The following is a 21,761-nucleotide window of genomic DNA, read 5'->3' on the forward strand; positions in this document are numbered from 1 at the left end:
GCGGACCTCCTTCTGGAAACCGTTCATCACGCTGAGCACGATGATCAGCGCCGCCACGCCGAGCGCGATGCCCAGCATGGACACGCCGCTGATGAAGGAGATGAAGGCGTTGCGACGACCGGCGCGTCCTGCGCGGGTGTAACGCCAGCCGATGCGGACTTCGTAGGGCCAGTTCATGGGCGGCGATGCTACCTGAGACGCTGCGGTGCAACGCCGGGGCCGATAATCCGCCCGCCATGCCCCACGCCCCCAACCACCTGCTGATCGCCCACGCCAGCGCCGCTTCGGCCGCCGGACTCGCCGCGTTGAACGTCCTGCGCCTGCCGAACCTCGACGCGCTGCTCGGCCGGCTCGCGCCAAAAACCGACGCGGCACCACGGCCCGATGACGACGAGTACACGCTCAGCGCCCCGCACGAGCGCGTGCTGGCCGAGGCGCACGGCTGGCACGGCGCCGACGGCCGCTGGCCCTGGGCGGCGGCGAGTGCGGCGGATGATGGGCTGCGCACCGAAACCGACACCAGCGGCGACCCGTGGGGCCTGATCACGCCGGTCCACTGGCACGTCGGCAGCGACCAGATCGCGCTGGTCGATCCGGCCGCGCTGGCGCTGACCGAGGCGGAGTCGCGCACGCTGTTTGACCTGCTGAAACCATCGTTCGACGCCGAGGGCTGGTCGCTGCAGTGGGGTGCGCCGCTGCGCTGGTACGTGCGCCATCCGGCGTTGGCCGAGTTGCCGGCCGCCTCGCTCGACCGCGCCATCGGCCGCAACCTCGACCTGTGGCTGAGCGACGCGCCGCAGACGCGCAAGCTGCGCCGGCTGCAGGTGGAAGCGCAGATGCTCTGGCACGAACACGACCTCAACGAAGCGCGTGAAGCCGATCGGCAGCTCACGGTGAACTCGTTCTGGCTCAGTGGCTGCGGTCCTGCACAAGCACGCCGGCCGATCGTGGACACCACGGTGGAAATGCGCCTGCGTGCCCCGCTGCTCGCCAACGAGTGGGCGGAGTGGGTGGCGGCGTGGCACGCGCTGGACGCCGGGCCGATCGCCACGCTGCGCCAACACGCCGAAGCCGGCGAGCCGGTCACGCTGACGCTGTGCGGCGAGCGGGTGGCGCAGACTTGGACGCCGCGGGCGCAAGGGTGGTTCAGCCGCCTGCTGGGCCGTTCCCGTTCGGTCAGTGCCGTCGCGGTCCTGCAATCACTCTGATCACCTGACCTGCCCACCCCGACCATGAGCACTCCACAGATCGACATCCGCGACGTGCCACCCCGCGCCGCCTGGGCGCTGGAGCAGGCCGGCGTTCACCCGCTGCTCGCCCGCCTCTACGCCGCCCGCGGCATCCGCAGCGCCGACGAACTGGACGACGGCCTGCCCCGGCTGCTGCTGCCCACGGCGATGGCCGGCACCGACGCCGCCGCCCGCCTGCTGGCCGACACGCTCGACGCGGGCGGCCACATCGTCGTCGTCGCCGACTACGACTGCGACGGCGCGACCGCCTGCGCCGTTGCGCTGCGCGGGCTGGCAATGCTGGGGGCGCAGCCGAACACGCTGCACTACGTCGTGCCCGACCGCGCCGTCCACGGCTACGGGCTGACGCCGACCATCGTCGATCTGGCGCTGCAGCACCGCCCCGCCCTGCTCGTCACGGTGGACAACGGCATCGCGGGCCATGCCGGCGTGGACCGGGCGCATGAACTCGGCATCCGCGTGCTGGTGACCGACCACCACCTGCCCGCCGTCGATGAACACGGCGAGCCGACGCTGCCCGACGCCGACGTGATCGTCAACCCGAACCAGCCGGCCTGCACCTTCGAGAGCAAGGCGATCGCCGGGGTCGGGGTGATGTTCTATGTGCTGCTGGCGCTGCGGGCCGAGTTGCGCCAGCGCGGGCGTTTCGATGCGTCAAACCAGCCGCGGCTTGACGCCCTGCTCGATTTGGTCGCGCTCGGCACCGTCGCCGACGTGGTGAAGCTCGACGCCAACAACCGCCGCCTCGTCGCGCAGGGGTTGAAGCGCATCCGCGCCGGGCGGATGCAGACCGGTGTGGCCGCGCTGTTCGCCGCCGCCGGGCGCGACCCGCAGCGGGCGAGCGCGACCGATTTCGGCTTCTCGCTCGGCCCGCGACTGAACGCGGCCGGGCGGCTGGCCGACATGACCATCGGCATCACCTGCCTGCTCACCGACGATCCGACGCAGGCCGCCGAACTCGCCCGCCTGCTCGACAGCATCAACCGCGAGCGGCGCGAGGTCGAGGCTGGGATGCGCGAGCAGGCCGAGGTGCTGCTGGAGTCGCTGATGCCGAAGGGGGAACCGCCGGCCGCGGTGGTGCTGTTCGATCCAGAATTCCACGAAGGCGTGGTCGGCATCGTCGCGGGGCGGCTCAAGGACCGGCTGCACCGCCCGACCTTCGTGTTCGCGGCGGGTGCGGACGGGCTGCTCAAAGGCTCGGGGCGGTCGATCCCCGGTTTTCACCTGCGGGACGCGCTGGACCTCGTGACCAAGCGGCATCCGGGTTTGCTCCGACGCTTCGGCGGGCACTCGATGGCGGCCGGCTGCACGATCGAGGCCGACCACTTCGGCACCTTCGCCGAGGCGCTGCGTTCAGTCGCCGAGGAAGGGCTGGACGCCGCCACGCTCGACCACCGGCTGGCGACCGACGGGCCGCTCGACCCACGCTGGTTCGACGCCGCCACGGTCGGGTTGCTCGACCAGCAGGTCTGGGGGCAGGCGTTCGAGGCGCCGCTGTTCGCCGACGAGGTGGAGGTGCTGCGGCAGCGGCTGGTGGGCGAGAAGCACCTGAAGCTCAGCGTGCGGCTGCACGGGCAGGTGCGCGACGCGATCTGGTTCGGGCAGATCGAGCCGGTGGGCGAGCGGGTACGGATGGCGTATCGGCTGGCGCTGGATACCTGGCAGGGGCAGGCGCGGGTGCAGATGGTGGTGGTGGCGGTCGGGTAACCATCGGGGAGCAAGAAGCCGCCCGCTCAGACACCCACCTCCACCCGCCGCAGCTTGATCGCCGCCACCGACGTGCGCAGCGACGCCGCCTGCGTGGCCAGCGTCTCGGCCGAAACGGACGATTGCTCCACCATGTCGGCGTTCTGCCGCGTGATGGTGTCGAGTTCGTTCACGCTGGTGCTGACCTGCTCCAGCGCCTGGTTCTGCGCGTGGCTGGCCTCGGCGATGCTGTTCAGGCGGACCGAGACATCGTCCACCCCGCGGATCACCGAAGTCAGGTGATCGCCAGCGTCCTCGATGGCGCGCAGCGAGTGCCCGGTCTGCGCGGTGGTCGATTCGATCAGGACGCGCACCTCGGCCGCCGCCTCGCCGCAGCGGTTGGCGAGCTGACGGATTTCGCCGGCCACCACCGAGAACCCCTTGCCCGCCTCGCCCGCCCGCGCCGCCTCGATCGAGGCGTTGATCGCCAGCAGGTTGGTCTGGAAGGCAATGTCGTCGATCACCGCGTTGACCTCGGCGACCCGGTTCACGCTCTGCTCCAGCGTGTGCATGACCTGGATCGACGCGCTCATCGCGGCGCTGCCGAGCGCGGCATCGTTGCGCAGGTGGACGGTCAACTGCTGCAGCGCATCGGCCGCGGTCGTGTTGTTGCCCACCGCCTGGCCAAGCTGCTGGACGGTCAGCAGCGTGCGGCGCAGGCTGGTGGCCTGGGTCTCGGTGCGCTGCGACAGCGCCCGCCCGTCGCTGGCCACCGAGACACCGGCCTGGTCCACCCCGACCGCACTGCCCCGGATCTCGCCGACCAGCGAGGACAGCCGCTCGCTCATGCGCTCCAGCTCGACGCCCACCTCCGCCAGTTCGTCCCGGCCCCAGATCCGCACCGGCACCGACAAGTCCCCGTGGATCACCGCCACGAGGCTGCCTGTCACCTGCCGCAGCGAGCCGATGAAGCTGCTGTAGAAGCTCATGCCCAGATAGACCACGCCCAGCAGACCCAGCGCCACCAGCAGCCCCTGGCCCCACAGCCGCTGCTGCAGTGCCTGGATACGCTGGTCCAGTCGGTGGTCGAGCTGCTGCCAGAGTTCGTCGTCGAAGTGCCAGAGTGCCTGCAGCGCCTCCAGCCCGGTCGCGTGGTAGGGCGCAGCGTCGGCGCTGACGGCCTCCGGCTCGAAGTTCGCGCGCGCCAGTGCCAGCATGCGCCCGGTCGCCTCGGACGCAGGGCGCACCCCGTCGGTGATCTCGGCGCCCGAGCGGGCCAGTGCCTGCAACTGCAGCACGACCTCCTCGGCCGCCCGCTGCGCTTCGTTGGCGAGGTTGAGCATCCGCGTGCGCTCGCGCACCGAGGTATCGCGCAACAGCAGCTCGCCACCCTGCGCCTCCAGCAAGCCGATCGCCTCCATCCACGGCACCATGCGCTCGACCCCCAGGTCCATCATGAAATAGGTGTCGGCCCGCGGGTCGAAGAGCAACTGCGACCGCTCGCCCACCAGCTTGAGCAAGCGGCGCAACCGCTCGACCTGCACGCCGTGTTCGGCCATGGCCTCGGTGCGGCGTTCGGAGACGTGCCCGTCCGCCAGCGCCAGCAGACGTGCCCGCTCGGACGGCCAGAGATCGGCGAAGGTGAAGGTCGTGGTCTGTGCCAGCACCTCGTCCGTGCGCTGCACCGCCTGGCGCAGCTTGACCCGCACGCCATCGCGCGTCGGCGTCAGCGCCACGACCCCGGCCGCCACCTGGTTGGACAAGCTGCGGTGCGACTGGACCAGCACCGCCAGCTCGGTCACGCGCTGTGCCAGTACCGCCCCCTCGCGTTCGGCACGGGCGACCGCCATGTCCTCGCGGGACTGTGCCATCGCCAGCGCCAGCAGCATGAGCAGCGGCAGCACCAGCACCGTGCCCAACAGCCCCAGCTTGGCCGGCATCCGCATCCCGCGCATGAGCCGCAGACCCGGCCGCAGCAGGAAAGCCAGCGGCTTGCGGGTCTTGGCAGCCCGGTCGTGGGTGGCATGTGGATCGTGTTGGTCGTGTTGCGGCATCTCAGCCCCTGGGCGTCACATGGTCGAGCGACAGGCGCAAGGCGGCGCCCTCCTGCCGCAAGGTGTCACAGACCTCGGTCATCTGCTGCACGAGGCGGTCCTGGTCGGCCATGGCAGGCAGCACCTCGCGGGTGATGTCGCGCACCCGGCCGGACTGCTGGTGGCTGGCCCGCATCCGCCGCAGCAACTCGCCCATGCGGGCGTCGAGCGTCTGGCAGTCCTCGGCCGTGCGCCGCACGGCGTGGCAGGTGCGATCGCTCATCTGCCGGCCCTCGTCGATCTCGGCCACCGACTGGCCGACGATGCCGCGGATGCTGCGCGCGGCGTCCTCGCTGCGCTGGGCGAGCGCACGCACCTCCTGCGCCACCACGGCGAAGCCGCGTCCCGCCGTGCCGGCACGGGCCGCTTCGACCGAGGCATTCAGCGACAGCAGCTTGGTCTGGAAGGCCACCGTCTCGACCAGCCCGATGACGCGCATGATCTCGCGGCTGCGGGTCTGCATCTGGGCCATGCGCTCGCTCAGGCCGGACATGGCCTGCTGGCTGCGCTGCGCCCCGAGGTGCAGCGCGCGCACCTGCTCGGCGGCATCCTCGACCTGCTCGGCACACTGTCCGAGCGCGGCGTCGAAGGCGCGCACGAGCTGCGCGCCTTCCTCGATGCCCCCGCGGGTCTGGTTGCGGCTGTCGTGCAGGTCGGTGTGGCGTGCGGACAGCGCCTGGGTCTGGTGGGCAACAGCGGTGATGCCACGGTCGAGGGTGGAGAAGATCCGCGCCATGCTGCCGGCCGCGCGGCCCACGATGTTGAGCGCCTGTCCGATCTCGTCCTGGCCCCAGCCGCGGGGCCGCACGGAGAGGTTGCCGCTGCCGAGGTCGCCGAGGTGCTGGCACAGCGTGGCCAGTCCGCCGGCGAGCACGCGGTGCAGGCACACCACCAGGTACAGCCCGCACAAGGTCAGCAGCACGAAGGCCGCACCCCGCGCCAGCAACCGTTCGGTGTAGTGCTGGTGGTCGGCCCGAACGCGGGCGCCCATGGCACCCAGGGCCAGGGTCTGCAGGCGGGCGCTGGACTCGATGGCCTCCGCCACCTGGTGCGCATAGGCGTCGGCATCGACCTCGCTGCGCAGCGCCAGCTCGCTCGCGGGCGCCGTGGCAGCGGTGCGCAGCACCTTCTCGGTCGTCCGGAGCAAGCCCTGGAGACGCGCCATGAGCCGCTCGGCTTCGGCGGCGTCGATCAGTTGCTGGTCGCGGACATGGTCGAACATCGGCTGCGCCTGGTCGAGCAGCAGCTCCGAACGGGCCATCAGCAGTGCCATGTCGTGGATCTTGACCCCGACGGTCGGCTCGGCATAGAGGCGCTGGCCGATGCGGCCCAGGCGGCTGAGGTGGGCCATGAGCTGGAACTGCGGGTCGGCCAGCCCGGTGCGGAGCATCTTGACGCCCAGGTCGCTGTCCAGCGCCTGGGAGCGCACGCTCGACAGCACCGCGCGCAGCGCCTGCAGATCCCGCGCATACGCGATCACCGCCACCCACCGCGGCGAGGGCGTGCCCGGCACGGCCGCGGGCGTGTCGTCGTCCTGGTGGGCCAGCATGGCGTCGCGGCTGCTGGCGAGCTTGCGGACGCTGCGCTCGACCGCGACCGTGGCAGCGGGCGTGCTGAACTCGTCGTCCAGCGCGGCCTGCAGCACCTGGTACTGCGCCGCCTCCTGCACGCGCAGCAGCGGCAGGCGCTGCGCCGGCCACTGCTGCTCCTTGCGCAGCATCTGCTGGAACAGCGCGTCGAGCGTGATGTTCAGCTCCATGAGCGCCTTGTACTGGACGAAGCTGCGCAGGGCGTCCTGGTGCAAGGCATAGCGGTCGCGCCACAGCTCCACGGCATCGTGGATCAACAACCCCCCTGGCAGCATCAGCGCCAGTGCCACCAGGGCCGTCTTGTGCGCCATGCGCAGGTTGCGCAGCAGCCCGATGCCCAGCGACCACGCGCCATGGTGGCCCCACAACGCCATCTGCAGCGCCTGCGCCGTCGCACGCTGCTGCTGCCATGCCAACCGCCATGCCGATGCCCGCGCGCTCACTCGATCGACCGCCATCGCATACCTTCCTCTTCCTCTCGTTCGCACCGCCCACACCGCCCACACCGCTCGGGATCTCGCCGGATCATAGGCAGCCCCCCATCCGGCGACGCCCGAAGAAGGCGCGGCATCACCGCCTTATCCACGGCTGGACACCCCGCGTAATTCCCGACACTCACTGGCAACTTGTGCTGTCCCGAGAACCCGCATGTCCACCACTTCCTCGACACACCCCGCCCTGGCTGCGGCGCAGGTCCGCCCAGTCGCAGCGGCGGCAGACGCCCACCGCCTGGTGTCGGCGAGCGCCATCGCGGCGGCGGCCGGGGCCGGGGCGCTCGCCTTGCAGTGGGGCGGCTGGGCTGGGGTACTGGTGGTGGTGCTGGGGTTCGGCGTGCTCGGGGCCTGGACCTCGGTGGCCGCCCGGCAGATCGGCCACACCCGCAGCCAGGCCCTCCACCACCGCAGCGCTGCAACCCTGGCGGAGCCGGTGGTCTCCCGCTGGCAACATCTCCTCAGCCACGTCCAGCGCACCACCCACCAGCACCGCCGCCAGCTCGATGCCCGCATCGTCCACACCCACCAGGAGCTGGAATCGACGCTCAACGGGCATGTGCGCGCTGCCGCCGCCACGCCGCTGCTCGACGAGCTGATGGAGCGCCACCGCAAGGTGCTCGACACGCTGCTCCACCACAGCCGCACGACGGCCCGGCTGCGCACCGACACCCTCACCGCCGCGGGCGCCATGGCACAGGCGCTGGACGCGCTGAACACGCTGGCCCGCGAGGTGCAGACCATCAGCCGCGCCACCCACCTGCTGGCGCTGAACGCCTCGGTCGAAGCGACCCGCGCCGGCGAGCGCGGCGGCGGCTTTGCGGTCGTGGCGCAGGAGGTGCGCCAGCTCGCCGCCCAGTCGCGCCAGGCCGGCACGCAGATCGCCCGCCAGATCGGCCAGATGCAGGCGTCGCTGGACACGGTGCTGCAGCGCGCCGGCCGCGACGACCTCGACCCCCATGCCAGCGACACCGATGTCGCCATGCAGGCCGAGGAGCATGCGCGCCAGGTGGTGCGGGCCGTGGCCGACGAGGTGGGGGGCGTGCGGCGCGAGGCGCGTGAACTGTTCGCGCAATGCCAGCGGCTGCAAGACCAGATCCGCACCCTGGGCGAAGACGCCAAGGCGCTCGACCAGACGCACCCGGCGCTGGAGAGCCTGTTGCAGGACATGCAGCGCCTGCGCCATTGGCTGCTGGGTGCCGACGATGCAGCAGCGGCGGCGCCCGCCGACTGGCTGCTGCGGCTGGACACCACCATCGACACCGCCCAGCGGGTGCGGGCGAACCACGGCACCGCCGGGTGACATGGACACCGACCACCAGATTCTGGCCATTGCGCGCGCGGGCTTCATGGACGAGGCCCTCGACACCCTGCGCCAACTGGAGCACAGCCTGCTGCGCATGGAGCACGACCCGGACGACCGCGAAGCCGTCCACGCCGCCTTCCGTGCCGCGCACACGCTCAAGGGCGCGGCCAGCATGTTCGGACTCGATCCGCTGGTCCGGCTGGCGCACACGCTCGAAAGCACGCTGGATGCACTGCGCGAAGGGCGACAACCGCTCACCGCGTCCACCCTGGCGGCGCTGCTCCACACCAGCGACGCGCTGGCGGTGCAGGTAGCCGCCAGCGCACAAGCACAGGCACAGGGGCAGGAACCCGCCCCCACCGGCTGGCAACTGACGCTGCAGATGGGCGCCGATGCACTGCGCCACGGACTCGATCCCCTGCCCTGCCTGCGGTACCTGGACCGCCTGGGCACCGTGCGGGCCGTGTCCATCGGCGACACCCGGTTGCCGACGCTGCAGGCGCTCGATCCCGAAACCTGCTGGCTCGACGTCGCCCTCACGCTGGACACCACCGCCCCGCGCGAGGTGGTCGCGGAGGTGTTCGATTTCCTGCAAGACGATTGCACGCTGGCACTCCACCCGCTGCCATCCCCGCTGCCATCCCCGCTGTCGGACCCGCAGCGGACATCGGCTCCGGTCGCCGTCCAGCCCCCCGCCGACGAGGGCCGCTTCGTCCGCGTGCGCGCCGACAAGCTCGACCGGCTGGTGGACCTCGTCGGCGAGCTGGTCATCGCCGGCTCCGGCGCCACCAGCGCCGCCCGCACGGCCCGCTCCGCCGGCTGCATCGAGGCCAACCAGCGCGTCCACGACCTCGTGCAGCGGGCCCGCGACAGCGTCCTGGCGCTGCGCATGGTGCCGATCCACCAGACCTTCAGCCGCTTCCAGCGGGTCGTGCGCGATGTCGGCAAGGCACTGGGCAAGGAGGTCGCGCTGGAGATCCTCGGCGGTGACACCGAACTCGACCGGACCATGGTGGACGCCATCGCCGACCCGCTGATGCACCTGGTGCGCAACAGCCTCGACCACGGCCTGGAGCCGCCCGACGAGCGCCAAACCCGTGGCAAACTGCCCCGCGGGCTGCTGCGGCTGCAGGCACGGCAGGAAGCGGGCAGCGTGGTCATCGAGGTCAGCGACGACGGCCGCGGACTCGACGGTCCGCGCATCCTGGCCAAGGCCACCGCGCGCGGGCTGGTCGCACCCGGTGCCACCCTCGACGAATCCCAGATCCACGCCCTGCTGTTCGAACCCGGTTTTTCCACCGCCGAACAGGTGACGGAGTTGTCTGGCCGCGGTGTCGGCATGGATGTGGTGCGCCGACAGGTGGAGTCGCTGCGGGGGCAGATCCTGCTGCACAGCACGCCGGGCGCGGGCACGCGGGTGCAGATCCGCCTGCCGCTGACGCTGGCCATCATCGACGGCTTCCTGACCCAGGTGGGCGGTGTGGACTACGTGCTGCCGCTGGACAGCGTCGCCGAGTGCATCGAGACCCCGCCCGGTCTGCACAGCGGCGCCCACGCCGGCCACCACCCCGCCAGCGGCTGCCTCGACCTGCGCGGCCAGGTGCTGCCCTACCTCGACTTGCGCGTGTGCTTCGGCCATGGCGGCGAGCGTCCGGCGCGGCAGAGCCTGATCGTCGTGCGCGGCAGCACGGGCCGGATCGGCCTGCTGGTGGACCGCCTGCTCGGCGAGCACCAGACCGTCATCAAGCCGCTCGGGCCGCTGTTCCGGCACCTGCCCTGCCTCGCGGGATCGACCATCCTCGGCAACGGTGGGGTGGCGCTGATCCTGGACGTGCCCGCGCTGGCCCGTCTGCACACCGACTCCCCTCGCTCGCCCCGTCTTGCATCGGACTGCCCATGACCACCGCCCGGACTTCGCCGCACGCACCACGCTCGCCGCTCTCGCTGCTGTTTGCCCCCGTGACCGCGCTGACACGGCGGCTGCGGCTGGCGACCAAGCTCGGGCTGGTCGTCACCGTGCTGCTGGTGCCGCTGGTGCTGCTGGTGGTCACGCTGGTGCGCAACGAAAGTGCAGCAGCCGCGTTCACCCGCACCGAGCTGTCCGGCATTCCCTTGGCGCACGCACTGCTGGACGTGGCCGATCTGCTGCACCGCCACCGCAGCGAGCGCGCGCTGGCGGCCACCCGGCCCGCCGGCCGCACCGCGCTGGAAGAGACACGCCAGGCGCTGCACAAGGCACTGACCGCGGTGGACGAACAGATCCAGACCTCGGGGCTGAACATGGCCGGCCCATGGAACAGCGTGCGCAGCGACATCCTGCGGCACATCCGGGAAGGCACCGATCCCGCCAGCAGCCCGCACGCCCCGCTCCTGCACGAACTCCTGGGCCTGGTCGATCTCACGGCCGAACAAAGCGGGCTGATGCTCGACCCGGATGCACCCACGTACCTGCTGATGGACCTGACCTTCGCGCGGATGCACCACCATGTCACCGCGCTGGCCGAGGTCCGCGACACCGCCGTGCAGGCCCTGGCGCGGGGGAGCTGGCAGGCCAGCGACACGGCGGCGTGGGCGGTCGTGCGGCGCCAGCTCGACGAGAGCCAGCTCGATGTCCAGGCCCGCATCGACGCCCTGGGGCGTGCGGGCGAGCCGGCGCCGGCGGGCTGGAAAGAGTCCAGTGCGATGGTGGCGCGCTATGTGGCGCAGGTCGATGCCCTCGCCAGCGCGGGTGCCCATGCGACGGCGCTGCAGAGCGATCCGATGGCCCTGATGCACGGAGGCACCGAGGTGCTCGACAAGGTCGATGGTTTCCACAACCTCGCCATCCACCGCTTGCAAGCCCTGCTCGCCGAGCGCGAGGCGCGGCTGACGCACCAGCGCAACCGCATGGCCGCGGTGGCGGCGGCCGGGGTGCTGCTGGCGCTGTACCTGTCGGTCGGCATCGCCCGCTCCATGGGCCGCACCGCCCGGCGCATCGGCCTGCAAGCCGCCGCCGCCGCACGCGGCGAGCTGGACGCCGACCAGACGGTCCAGGGCCGCGATGAACTGGCCGAGATCGCCGGATCGTTCGAGTCGGTGCGCCAGACGATGCGCGCCATGCTGGCCGAGCTGCGCCGCCTGTCGGACGCGCACGCCCGCGGCGAGATCGACACCTTCATCGACCCGGTGCAATTCCAGGGCGAATACCGGCAGGTTGCCGAGCTGGTGAACGCCACCGTGCGCGACCACATCCAGGTGCAGCGGCAGGCGCTGGAGGTCGTCAGCGCCTTCGGCCGTGGCCAGTTCGACGCGCCGCTGGCGCCGCTGCCCGGCCAGAAGGTGTTCATCAACCACGCCATCGAGCAAGTCCGCACCCACCTGCAGACCCTGGTCGCCGACACCGACGGGCTGGTGCGCGCGGCCATGGCCGGTCAGCTCGACGCACGGGCCGACGCCCGCCGCCACGCCGGGGATTTCCGCCGCATCGTCGAGGGCATCAACCAGACGCTCGACGCCATCGTCACGCCGCTGAACGCTGTCCGCGCCACGATGGCCGGCGTGGAAAGCGGCGATCTGACCCGGCAGGTCGAAGGCCACTACCAGGGCGCCTTCGCCGAGCTGCAGCGCGCCGTCAACACCACCGTGCTGCGCCTGGCCTCCACGCTGGCCGAGGTGAGTCTGGCGGCACAGGCGCTCAGCGTGGCGGCGCACCAGGTCTCCAGCACCTCCCAGACCCTGTCGCACTCGGCTTCGGAGCAGGCTGCCAGCGTCGAGCAGACCACGGCCTCGCTGCTGCAGATGGCCGGCTCGATCCGCCAGAACTCGGCCAACGCCGGCACCACCAACGCCATGGCCGCCGACGCCGCCCGCGAGGCCCGCGACGGTGGCAGCGCCGTGGACCGCACCGCCGAGGCCATGACCTCGATCGCGGCCAAGATTTCGATCATCGACGACATCGCCTACCAGACCAACCTGCTCGCGCTCAACGCCGCCATCGAGGCCGCCCGCGCGGGCGAGCATGGCAAGGGCTTCGCCGTGGTCGCCGCCGAGGTGCGCAAGCTCGCCGAGCGCAGCCAGATCGCCGCCCAGGAGATCGGCCAGCTCGCCGGCTCCAGCGTCAAGCTGGCCGAGCAGGCGGGAGCCGTGCTCGCGCGCATGGTGCCGGGCAGCACCCGCACCAGCCAGCTCGTGCAGGACATCTCGACCGCCTCGGGCGAACAGGCCGAGGGTGTCCAGCAGATCACCACGGCCATGAACCACCTCAACGACACCACCCAGCAGAACGCCGCTGCCGCCGAGGAACTCTCGGCCACGGCGGAGGAGCTGTCCGGCCAGGCCATGGCGCTCAAGGACATGATGGCGAGCTTCCGGCTCACCCGCGCCGATCCGCAGCCTCCCGCCATGCCGCTGCGCCCCTACGGCGACACCCCTGGCCCCGCACACCGCACCCACCGCCCGGCGGCCGTGACCAGCGGTCGCCGCCCAGCCCTGGATGAGACGCAGTTCAGCGCATTTTGACCGCCACCATGCTCTCCAAGCCGGCCTTCCAGGCCGTGACCCGCCTGTTCCGCCAGGTGTCGGGCATCCAGCTCGCCGACACCAAGCAGGCCCTCGTCGCCGGGCGGCTGCACAAGCTCGCGCTGGCGCGCGGCATGGCCGATGTCGATGCCTACGTCGAGGCGCTGCTGCGCGAAGGCGATGCGCAGGAGCTGGTGAAGGTCGTGGACAAGCTGACCACCAACGAAACCTATTTTTTCCGCGAACCGCAGCACTTCGACCACCTGCGGCGCGTGCTCGCCCAGCGCAGGACGGGTCCGCACCTGGGCGACTTCCGGGTCTGGAGCGCGGCCAGCTCCTCGGGCGAAGAGGGCTACAGCATCGCCATGGTGCTGGCCGAACACTTCGGGCTGCAGGGCTGGCAGGTGGTGGGCACCGACCTGTCCACGGCGATGGTGGACACCGCACGGCGCGGTCTCTACCCCATCGAGCGCGCGCGGCTGGTGCCCCTGCCGCTGCTCAAGCACTGGTGCCTCAAGGGCCAGGGCGAGCACCTGGGCAAGCTGATGGTGTCGTCGGCGTTGCGCCAGCGGGTGCGCTTCGACTGCGCCAACCTGACCCGCACGCTGCCCGAGATCGGCCAGTTCGACATCATTTTCCTGCGCAACTTGCTCATCTACTTCGACAACGCGGGCAAGGCGGACATCGTCCAGCGGGTGCTGAAGCGGCTCAAACCGACCGGGTTGTTGTTCACCGGCCACGCCGAATCGATCACCCACCTGGGCGTTCCCGCCACGCTCGTGGCCCCGGCCATCTACCGGGGGGCCCACGCCCAGGCCCCCCACGCCACCCCGGCAGAGTCCGCGTGATGCACCAGCTCTTCCTCATCGACCAGGCCGCCATCGGGCGCTTGGACCTGCACCAGTGTCTGGCGGCGGCCGGCTTCAAGATCACCGGCACGGCGGGCGACCCCGATGCGGCCTGGCCCAGGCTGCAGGGCCACTGGCCGGACGCCATCGTGCTGGACCTCGACGGACCGCCGCTGGACATCCCGGCCTTCCTGCAGCGGCTGTGCGCGGCACGCCCCACGCCGGTCGTGCTCTGTGCCACCCAGCGCGGGCGGACAGACCCGACCGTCCGGCAGGCGCTGGCCGCAGGCGCCACCGCGTTCGTCCACCGCAGCACGGCCAACGGGGCGGCGCTGGTGGCGGCCGTGCGCGACGCCATGCACGTCCCGGCTCCAGCGCCAGCCAGCCCGCGCCGCCCCGCCACCGGACGCCCGTCCCGCCGCGTGGTGGCCATCGGGCTGTCCACGGGCGGGGTGCAGTCGATCGACGCCGTGCTGGGTCAGCTCGGGCGGGATGCACCGGGCATCGTGCTCGTGCAGCACATGCCGGAGAAGTTCACCGCCTCGTTCGCCGCGCGGCTGAACAGCCAGTACGCGCTGGAGGTGCTGGAGGCGCGGGACGGCGATGTCGTGTATGACGGGCGTGTCCTCATCGCGCCGGGTGGCAAGCAGATGCGCCTGCGCCGACAGGGCAGCGGCTACGCCGTCGAGATCCGCGACGATCCCCCGGTCAGGCACCACCGGCCCTCGGTCGATGTGCTGTTCTCGTCGGTGGCGCGCTGCGCGGGCCGCGATGCGCTGGGCGTGCTGATGACGGGGATGGGCCGCGACGGCGCACAAGGGCTGCTGGAGATGCACGCCGCCGGCGCCCCGACCGCCGCGCAGGACGAAGCCAGCAGCATCGTGTTCGGGATGCCCGCCGAAGCCATCCGGCTCGGTGCGGCGGACGATGTGCTCGCACTGGACCAGATCGCTGAGTGGATCCTGACGACCGGTCGGATTCCAGGGCGCGCACGCACGAAGACTGTCGCGCGGTGAACCGAATGGCACACTGTCACGTTGGACACCGTTCTGTGTCCGAGCCAGACGATGCACTGGCCGCAACCGTTTCCATTGGGAGTCACCACATGTCCTCAGCGGACGAACGCTCTGTTTTCCTGCGCCGCGAGTCCGAAGCCCGCAGCTACTGCCGCCGTTTCGACGCCGTGTTCGCGTCGGCCAGCGGCAGCCTCCTGCGGGACACCGCGGGCCGGGAGTACATCGATTTCCTGGCCGGTTGCGCCGCCTTGAACTACGGCCACAACGACCCCGACATGGCGGCAGCCCTGATCGCCCACATCCAGGGCAACGGCATCGCCATGGGCCTGGATCTGCACACCGACGCCAAGCGGGCCTTCCTCACCGCCTTCGAGCACGACATCCTGCGCCCGCGCGGTCTGTCGCACCGCGTGCAGTTCACCGGCCCGACCGGCACCAACGCGGTCGAAGCCGCGATGAAGCTGGCGCGCAAGGTGACGGGGCGGCACAACGTCATCGCCTTCACCAACGGCTACCACGGCGTCACGCTGGGGGCGCTGGCCGCCACCGGCAGCCGCTACAACCGCATGGGCGCACCGCTGTCCGGCGTCACGCGGGCGCCCTACGACGCCTACATGGGCGCGCACACCGACACCGCCGACCTGCTGGAGCGGATGCTGGACGACCCGTCGAGCGGCGTGGACCTGCCGGCGGCGATCCTGCTGGAGACGGTGCAGGGCGAAGGCGGTCTCAACGTCGCCTCCGCCCCCTGGGTCGCCCGCGTGGCCGCCATCGCCAAGCGCCACGGCGCGCTGCTCATCGTCGATGACGTGCAGGCTGGCTGCGGACGCACTGGCGGCTTCTTCAGCTTCGAGGGCATGGGCATCGTGCCCGACCTGATCGCGCTGTCCAAGTCGATCTCCGGCTTCGGCCTGCCGATGGCGCTGGTGCTGGTCAAGCCAGAGCACGACCGCTGGCTGCCCGCCGAGCACAACGGCACCTTCCGCGGCAACACACACGCCTTCGTGACGGCGCGGGTGGCGATCGAGAAGTTCTGGCAGACCCAGGATTTCCAGGCCGGCACTGCCCAGCGCGCCGCCATCGTCACGCAGCGGCTGGAGCAGATGGGCCGGCTCGTCCCCGGTTCCATGCTCAAGGGACGCGGCATGATGCAGGGCCTCGACGTGGGCACCGGCGAGCGGGCGGCGCAGATCTGCCGCCACGCCTTCACCAGTGGACTCGTCGTCGAAACCTCCGGCGCCCACGACCAGGTGGTCAAGATCCTCGCGCCGCTCAACATCCCGCTCGACCTCCTCACCCAGGGACTCGACATCCTCCACGCAGCGACCCTGGCCGCCACCTCGACCGACCTGCTCACCGCCGCCTGACCCGATGGACCTGATCCCTGACCCGCAGGTACACATCCTGCGGTTGCCGCACGCCGACCACCGCGTGCGCTGGCAAGCCGGCGAGCGCCTGCACCACCTGTTCGAGGCCCGCTGCGACGCCCTTGCCCGCGAGGGCCGCGCCGACCAGATCGCCGTCCACAGCGACGACGCGGTGCTCACCTACGCCCAGCTCGACGCCCGCGCCAACCAGCTCGCCCGCCACCTGCTCGCCACCGGGTTGCGTCCGGGCGACCGCGTGGCGCTGCTGTTCGACAAGACGGTCCACAGCCACATCGCCGTGCTGGCGGTGCTCAAGCTCCACGCCGCCTATGTGCCGCTGGACCCCGGCTTCCCGGCCGACCGCATGGCCTTCATCTGCGCGGACGCGCAGGCCCGCGTGCTGCTGAGTGTTTCGCACTACCGGGCGTTGGCCGCCGGCGTGGCCCCGACGCTGCTCGCCATCGACGAACTCGACGCCGCGATCGACCGCCAGTCCGATGCCCGGCTCACGCTGCAAGAGCTGCAGGCGGCTGGTGGCATCGACAGCGCACTCTGCTACGTCATCTACACCTCCGGCTCGACCGGGCGGCCCAAGGGCGTGCCGATCGACCACGACGCCATCTGCAACTTCGTGCGGGTGGCCGTCGAGACCTATGGCTACCGCGACACCGACCGCGTCTACCAGGGCCTGACGCTGGCCTTCGACTTCGCGGTCGAGGAAACCTGGGTGCCGCTGCTGGTCGGTGCCACGCTCTTCCCCAACCAGAGCGGCAGCAGCCTGCTGGGTCACGACCTCTGGCAGTTCCTGCAGTCGCGCCAGATCACGGCGCTGTGCTGCGTGCCGACGCTGCTGGCCACGATCGAGCAGGATCTGCCCGACCTGCGCCTGCTGATCGTCTCCGGCGAAGCCTGTCCGCGCGACCTCGTCACCCGCTGGGCCGGACCGCAGCGCCGCATGCTCAACGCCTACGGCCCGACCGAAACCACCGTCACCGCCACGCTGGCCGAGCTGCACCCGGACGAGCCGGTCACCATCGGCCGGCCGCTGCCCACCTACGCCATCGTCATCCTCGATCCGGACACGCCGCGCGCGCTGGCCGCGGGCGAGACCGGCGAGATCGGCATTGCGGGCGTCGGCGTCGCCGTGGGCTACCTGAACCGCGCCGACCAGACCGCCAAAGCCTTCATCCCCGATTTCCTGGGGATCGAACACAACACCTCCGGCCGCTTCTACCGCACCGGCGATCTGGGCCGCATCCGCGAGGACGGCCAGGTCGAGTACCTCGGCCGCATCGACACGCAGGTCAAGATCCGCGGCTACCGCATCGAGCTGGCCGAGATCGAGTCGGTGCTGATGCAGGTGCCGGCCATGCAGCAGGCCATCGTCCACACGCATGAATCCGCACCCGGCGTGGTCGAGCTGGTCGCCTACTACACCGTGCGGCCCGACCACGAAGCGCCCAGCAGCGAAGCCCTGGCTGAAGCCTTGCGGGCGCAGTTGCCCAGCTACATGGTGCCGGTCTACTACGAGCACCTGGCGCACATGCCCATGCTGGCCAGCGACAAGACCGACCGCAAGGCCCTGCCCCCGCCCAGCCGCGGCCGGCTGCACCGTGCGGACCACACCGCCGTGCCACCCGAAGGCCCGCTGGAAACCGCGATCGCCGAGACGCTGGCGGGGATGCTGAAGCTGCCCGCCGTGTCGGTCGAAGACAACTTCTTCCAGGATCTGGGCACCAGTTCGCTGCTGTTGGCGCATTTCAGCGCCCGCCTGCGCGAGCGCCTCGGCCGCCATGACCTGTCGATGAAGCTGATCTACGCGCACCCGACCGTGCGCGCCCTGGCCACCCATCTCGCCAGCACCACCCCGACCGCGGCGCGCACCACCACCGCCGCTGCGCCACGCCCGCCGCACCAGGCGCGCACTGCGGTCTACCTGGTCTGCGGGTTGGCGCAGGTGCTCGCCGTGCTGGTGTACAGCTGGCTGCAGTTCGATGTGTACCTGCGCGGCTTCGACTGGCTGATGGCCACCACCAGCCCGCTCGCCGCCTACGGGCGCGCCGTCGCGGTCGGTGGCGCCACCTGGGGGCTGACCGTGCTGGTGCCCGTGGCGCTGAAATGGCTGCTCATCGGCCGCTGGACCGCGGGCGAGTTCCCGGCCTGGGGGCTGCGTTACTGGTGCTTCTGGGTGGTGCGGCAATTGATGCGCTTCAACCCGATGCAGATCTTTGCCGGCACGCCCCTGTACACGCTCTACCTGAGGGCACTCGGCGCCCGCATCAGCCTGCGCGCGCTGGTCGTCACGCCGACGATGCCCATCTGCACCGACCTGATCGCCATCGGCGAGGACAGCGTCATCAGCCGCCATGTGCTGCTCAACGGCTACCGCGCCGAAGGCGGACGCATCCGGACGGGTTCCGTGCAGATCGGCCGCCGCTGCTTCGTCGGCGACAACACGCTGATCGACATCGACACCGCGATGGACGACGACAGCCAGCTCGGCCACAGCTCCTCGCTGCAGCAAGGCCAGCGCCTGCGCGCCGGCGAGCTGGCCCACGGCTCGCCCGCCCAGACCTGCCAGACCGCGTACCAGACGCTGCCCGAGACGCAGCGGCCATCCGCACTGCGCATGGTCCTGTTCAGCGCCGCCCAACTGGCGACGCTGCTGCTGGTCTACCTGCCGCTGCCGCTGTGGCTGATCCACCTGGCGCTGACCACGGGCAGTGGCCATGTGGACCTGCTGGAGCGCGTCACGGATTCGCTCGCGATGGCGCCGCTGATCGGCGTCGCCGGCTTCGTGGCGGTGCTGGTGGGCCAGACGCTGCTGATGTTCACCGTGCCGAAGGTGTTCGCGCGGCAACTGGAGCCGGGCCGGATCTACCCGCTGTACGGCCTGCACCACCTCGTCCTGCGCGGCGTCACGGTGCTCACCAACTCGAAGTTCCATTGCGCGCTGGCGGGCGACAGCTCCTTCGTCACCGGCTACCTGAAGGCGCTCGGCTACCGTTTCCTCGGCGGCGTGGAACAGACCGGCTCGAACTTCGGCATGAACCAGACGCACGACGTGCCCGGCCTGTGCGAGTTCGGGCGCGGCACCATCGTCTCCGACGGACTCATCCTCAACAACACCGACCTGTCGAGCCGCAGCTTCCGCCTGCGCGCCACCACGATGGGCGCGCAGAGCTTCGTCGGCAACGCGGTGCTGTTCCCGGCCGGGGCACGGGTGGGCGACAACTGCCTGCTCGCCACGCGGGTGCTGGTGCCGCTGGACGGGCCGGTGCGCGAAGGCGTCGGGCTGCTGGGTTCGCCCAGCTTCGAGATTCCGCGCTCGGTGCAGCGGGACATGGCGTACCAGATCCCGCGCAACAGCGCCCTCTTCGCCGAGCGCCTGCAGCGCAAGAACCAGTCCAACCTCGTCACGGTGGGGCTGTTCCTGGTGATGGAGGCCGTTGGCGCGGCGCTGGCCTCGTTCGTGTTCTACCTGTTCTACGGGCTGGGCGAGGGCAGCTCGCTGGCGCTCGCGCTGGGCGGTCTGGCGAGTCTGGCGGCGCTGGTCGTCTACCTCGTGCTGATCGACCGCGCCAGCAGCGGCTGGAAACGCCTGGAAGCCCGCACCTGCTCGATCTACGACCCGGCGTTCTGGGACCACGAACGCTTCTGGAAACTCGCCCTCTCCGGCGACAGCGCCGTCATGCTGATGCTGCGCGGCACGCCGTTCATGGGACTGCTGTGGCGCGGACTGGGCGTGCGGGTCGGACGGCAGTTGCTCGACGATGGCACCTCGATCACCGAGAAGACCCTGCTCACGCTCGGCGACCACTGCACGCTCGGCGAGCTGAGCACGCTGCAGAGCCACTCGCTGGAGGACGGCGTCTTCAAGTCCGACCACATCGCCATCGGCAACGGATTGACGCTGGGTTCACGGGGCTATGTCCACTACGGCGTGCGGGCGGGGAACAACGTCCACATCGCGCCGGACAGCTTCGTCATGAAGGGCGAAGAGCTGGCCAGCGGCTCGACCTGGCAGGCGAACCCGGCGCAGGCTGTTGTGGCCGCCTGACGGGGAGGCGGTCCACACCGCCATCCACGCGGTCCGACCTCAGCCGGCGCAGACCCGCGCCTTGGCCGCCAGATACTCGCGCCGCAGTTGCGCCACCCGCTCGGCGGCGGGTACGACCGCGTTCACCGCGCCGATGCCCTGCCCGCAGCCCCAGATGTCCTTCCACGCTTTCCTCGCGTCGCCACCGAAGTTCATCTTGGTGGGGTCGCTCTCGGGCAGGTGCTCGGGATCGAGTCCGGCGGCGCGGATCGACGGCTTCAGGTAGTTGCCATGGACGCCGGTGAACAGGTTCGAATAGACGATGTCGTCGCTGTTGCCGTCCACGATCGCCTGCTTGTAGGCATCGCTCGCGCGGGCCTCCTCGGTGGCGATGAAGGCCGAGCCGATGTAGGCGAAGTCGGCACCCATCGCCTGCGCGGCCAGCACGGTGCCGCCGGTGGCGATCGAGCCTGAGAGCGCCACCGGGCCGTCGAACCACTGGCGGATCTCCTGGACCAGCGCGAACGGGCTCTTCACCCCCGCGTGCCCGCCCGCGCCCGCCGCGACCGCGATCAGGCCATCCGCGCCCTTCTCGATCGCCTTCCTGGCGAAGAAGTTGTTGATGATGTCGTGCAGCACCACGCCACCCCAGGCGTGGACGGCGTCGTTCACGTCCGTGCGGGCGCCGAGGCTGGTGATGATGATCGGCACCTTGTACTTGGCGCAGACCGCCATGTCGTGGTCGAGCCGGTCGTTGCTCTTGTGGACGATCTGGTTGATGGCGAACGGCGCGGCGGGGGCGTCCGGGTGTGCGGCGTTGTAGGCGGCCAGGGTTTCGGTGATCTCGGCGAGCCAGTCGTCGAGCTGGGACGCCGGGCGGGCGTTCAGCGCAGGCATCGAGCCGACCACGCCGGCCTGGCACTGGGCGATGACGAGTGTCGGGTTGCTGATGATGAACAGCGGGGAGCCGATGATGGGCAGCGGCAGGTTGGCGAGGATGGGCGGCAAGGGCAAGGCGGTCTCCTGATCGTGGGACGATGGAACGGTCGGGGCAGTGTGCCGTTTTCGGGGACGTGGACGTGTCGCTCAGGTGCCGGGCCGGTAGACAATGGAAACTTGGACCTGCCAGAAGGAGGCTTCGAATGGGTACGCCGTATGAAAAGGATGTGGTCGCCTGGGCGATGGAGCAAGCGGCCCTGCTGCGCGCGGGCAAGCTCTCGGCCATCGACATCGAGCACATCGCCGAGGAGATCGAGGACGTGGGCAAGAGTGAAAAGCGCGAACTGGCCAGCCGCATGGCCGTGCTGCTGGCCCACCTGCTGAAGTGGCAGCACCAGCCTGAACGCCGAGGCAGCAGTTGGACCCGCACGATCAAGGAACAGCGCAGAGGCATCGCGGCGGCGCTGGAAGACACGCCGAGTTTGCGGGGCTCGCTCGTGGATGAGCGGTGGCTGCGCGGCACTTGGGCGGATGCGGTGACGAAGGCGATTGACGAGACAGGGTTGGACGACTTCCCCGAGGTCTGCCCTTGGGCGATGGATCTGGTGCTGTCGGTGGATTTTTTCCCCGAGGCTTGAGA

General features: G+C 70.7%; 13 protein-coding genes and 1 pseudogene. 10 read left to right on the plus strand and 4 right to left on the minus strand.

Annotated elements, in window-relative coordinates:
• A pseudogene (locus QZW52_RS10225) lies at positions 1–177 on the minus strand (ABC transporter permease); the annotation flags it as partial.
• A 59-nt stretch (positions 178–236) separates the two neighbouring features.
• On the opposite strand from QZW52_RS10225, the gene QZW52_RS10230 reads away from it, so the two are divergent.
• Together QZW52_RS10230 and recJ are read left to right on the plus strand one after the other, a co-directional pair.
• The gene (locus tag QZW52_RS10230) at positions 237–1,208 is read left to right on the plus strand and encodes a hypothetical protein (RefSeq protein WP_293998170.1); all 972 of its coding nucleotides are present in this window, start codon (positions 237–239) and stop codon (positions 1,206–1,208) included.
• 24 nt (positions 1,209–1,232) lie between these two features.
• Complete coding sequence (gene recJ, locus QZW52_RS10235; RefSeq protein ID WP_293998173.1) at positions 1,233–2,957, plus strand: single-stranded-DNA-specific exonuclease RecJ; 1,725 nt, start codon at positions 1,233–1,235, stop codon at positions 2,955–2,957.
• Between the two features lie 26 nt (positions 2,958–2,983).
• Here recJ and QZW52_RS10240 read toward each other — a convergent pair whose 3' ends face one another.
• Positions 2,984–4,990, minus strand: coding sequence for a methyl-accepting chemotaxis protein (locus tag QZW52_RS10240; RefSeq protein WP_293998176.1), 2,007 nt, complete (start codon positions 4,988–4,990; stop codon positions 2,984–2,986).
• 1 nt (position 4,991) lies between these two features.
• A complete protein-coding gene (locus QZW52_RS10245) occupies positions 4,992–7,076 on the minus strand; it encodes a methyl-accepting chemotaxis protein (RefSeq protein WP_293998179.1) in 2,085 nt (694 codons plus the stop codon).
• A gap of 190 nt (positions 7,077–7,266) precedes the next feature.
• Here QZW52_RS10245 and QZW52_RS10250 point away from each other — a divergent pair, with 190 nt between their 5' ends.
• The 7 genes from QZW52_RS10250 to QZW52_RS10280 all read left to right on the plus strand — a co-directional run bounded on the left by QZW52_RS10250 (position 7,267) and on the right by QZW52_RS10280 (position 20,203).
• Positions 7,267–8,412, plus strand: a complete 1,146-nt coding sequence (locus QZW52_RS10250; RefSeq protein WP_293998182.1) for a methyl-accepting chemotaxis protein — start codon at positions 7,267–7,269, stop codon at positions 8,410–8,412.
• A gap of 1 nt (position 8,413) precedes the next feature.
• Entirely contained in the window at positions 8,414–10,315 is a 1,902-nt protein-coding gene (locus QZW52_RS10255; protein ID WP_293998185.1) for a chemotaxis protein CheA, read from the plus strand.
• Positions 10,312–12,912: a methyl-accepting chemotaxis protein gene (locus QZW52_RS10260; protein ID WP_293998188.1), complete on the plus strand. Its 2,601-nt coding sequence runs from the start codon at positions 10,312–10,314 to the stop codon at positions 12,910–12,912. The genes QZW52_RS10255 and QZW52_RS10260 overlap by 4 nt, the downstream gene beginning before the upstream one ends.
• Before the next feature lie 8 nt (positions 12,913–12,920).
• A complete protein-coding gene (locus QZW52_RS10265; protein ID WP_293998191.1) occupies positions 12,921–13,760 on the plus strand; it encodes a CheR family methyltransferase in 840 nt (279 codons plus the stop codon).
• A complete protein-coding gene (locus QZW52_RS10270; RefSeq protein WP_293998193.1) occupies positions 13,760–14,776 on the plus strand; it encodes a chemotaxis protein CheB in 1,017 nt (338 codons plus the stop codon). The genes QZW52_RS10265 and QZW52_RS10270 overlap by 1 nt, the downstream gene beginning before the upstream one ends.
• Before the next feature lie 89 nt (positions 14,777–14,865).
• On the plus strand, positions 14,866–16,143 hold the full coding sequence (gene ectB, locus QZW52_RS10275; RefSeq protein WP_293998195.1) for a diaminobutyrate--2-oxoglutarate transaminase: 1,278 nt from the start codon (positions 14,866–14,868) through the stop codon (positions 16,141–16,143).
• A gap of 4 nt (positions 16,144–16,147) precedes the next feature.
• Positions 16,148–20,203, plus strand: coding sequence for a Pls/PosA family non-ribosomal peptide synthetase (locus QZW52_RS10280; RefSeq protein WP_293998199.1), 4,056 nt, complete (start codon positions 16,148–16,150; stop codon positions 20,201–20,203).
• A gap of 39 nt (positions 20,204–20,242) precedes the next feature.
• On the opposite strand, the gene QZW52_RS10285 is transcribed toward QZW52_RS10280, so the two are convergent.
• Entirely contained in the window at positions 20,243–21,196 is a 954-nt protein-coding gene (locus QZW52_RS10285; protein WP_293998202.1) for an NAD(P)H-dependent flavin oxidoreductase, read from the minus strand.
• 128 nt (positions 21,197–21,324) lie between these two features.
• Between QZW52_RS10285 and QZW52_RS10290 the strand changes: the two genes are divergently transcribed.
• Complete coding sequence (locus tag QZW52_RS10290) at positions 21,325–21,759, plus strand: DUF29 domain-containing protein (RefSeq protein ID WP_293998205.1); 435 nt, start codon at positions 21,325–21,327, stop codon at positions 21,757–21,759.
• The last annotated feature ends 2 nt before the right edge of the window (positions 21,760–21,761 follow it).

This window comes from Sphaerotilus sp. (assembly GCF_013299175.1).
Classification (GTDB): Bacteria; Pseudomonadota; Gammaproteobacteria; order Burkholderiales; family Burkholderiaceae_C; genus Sphaerotilus.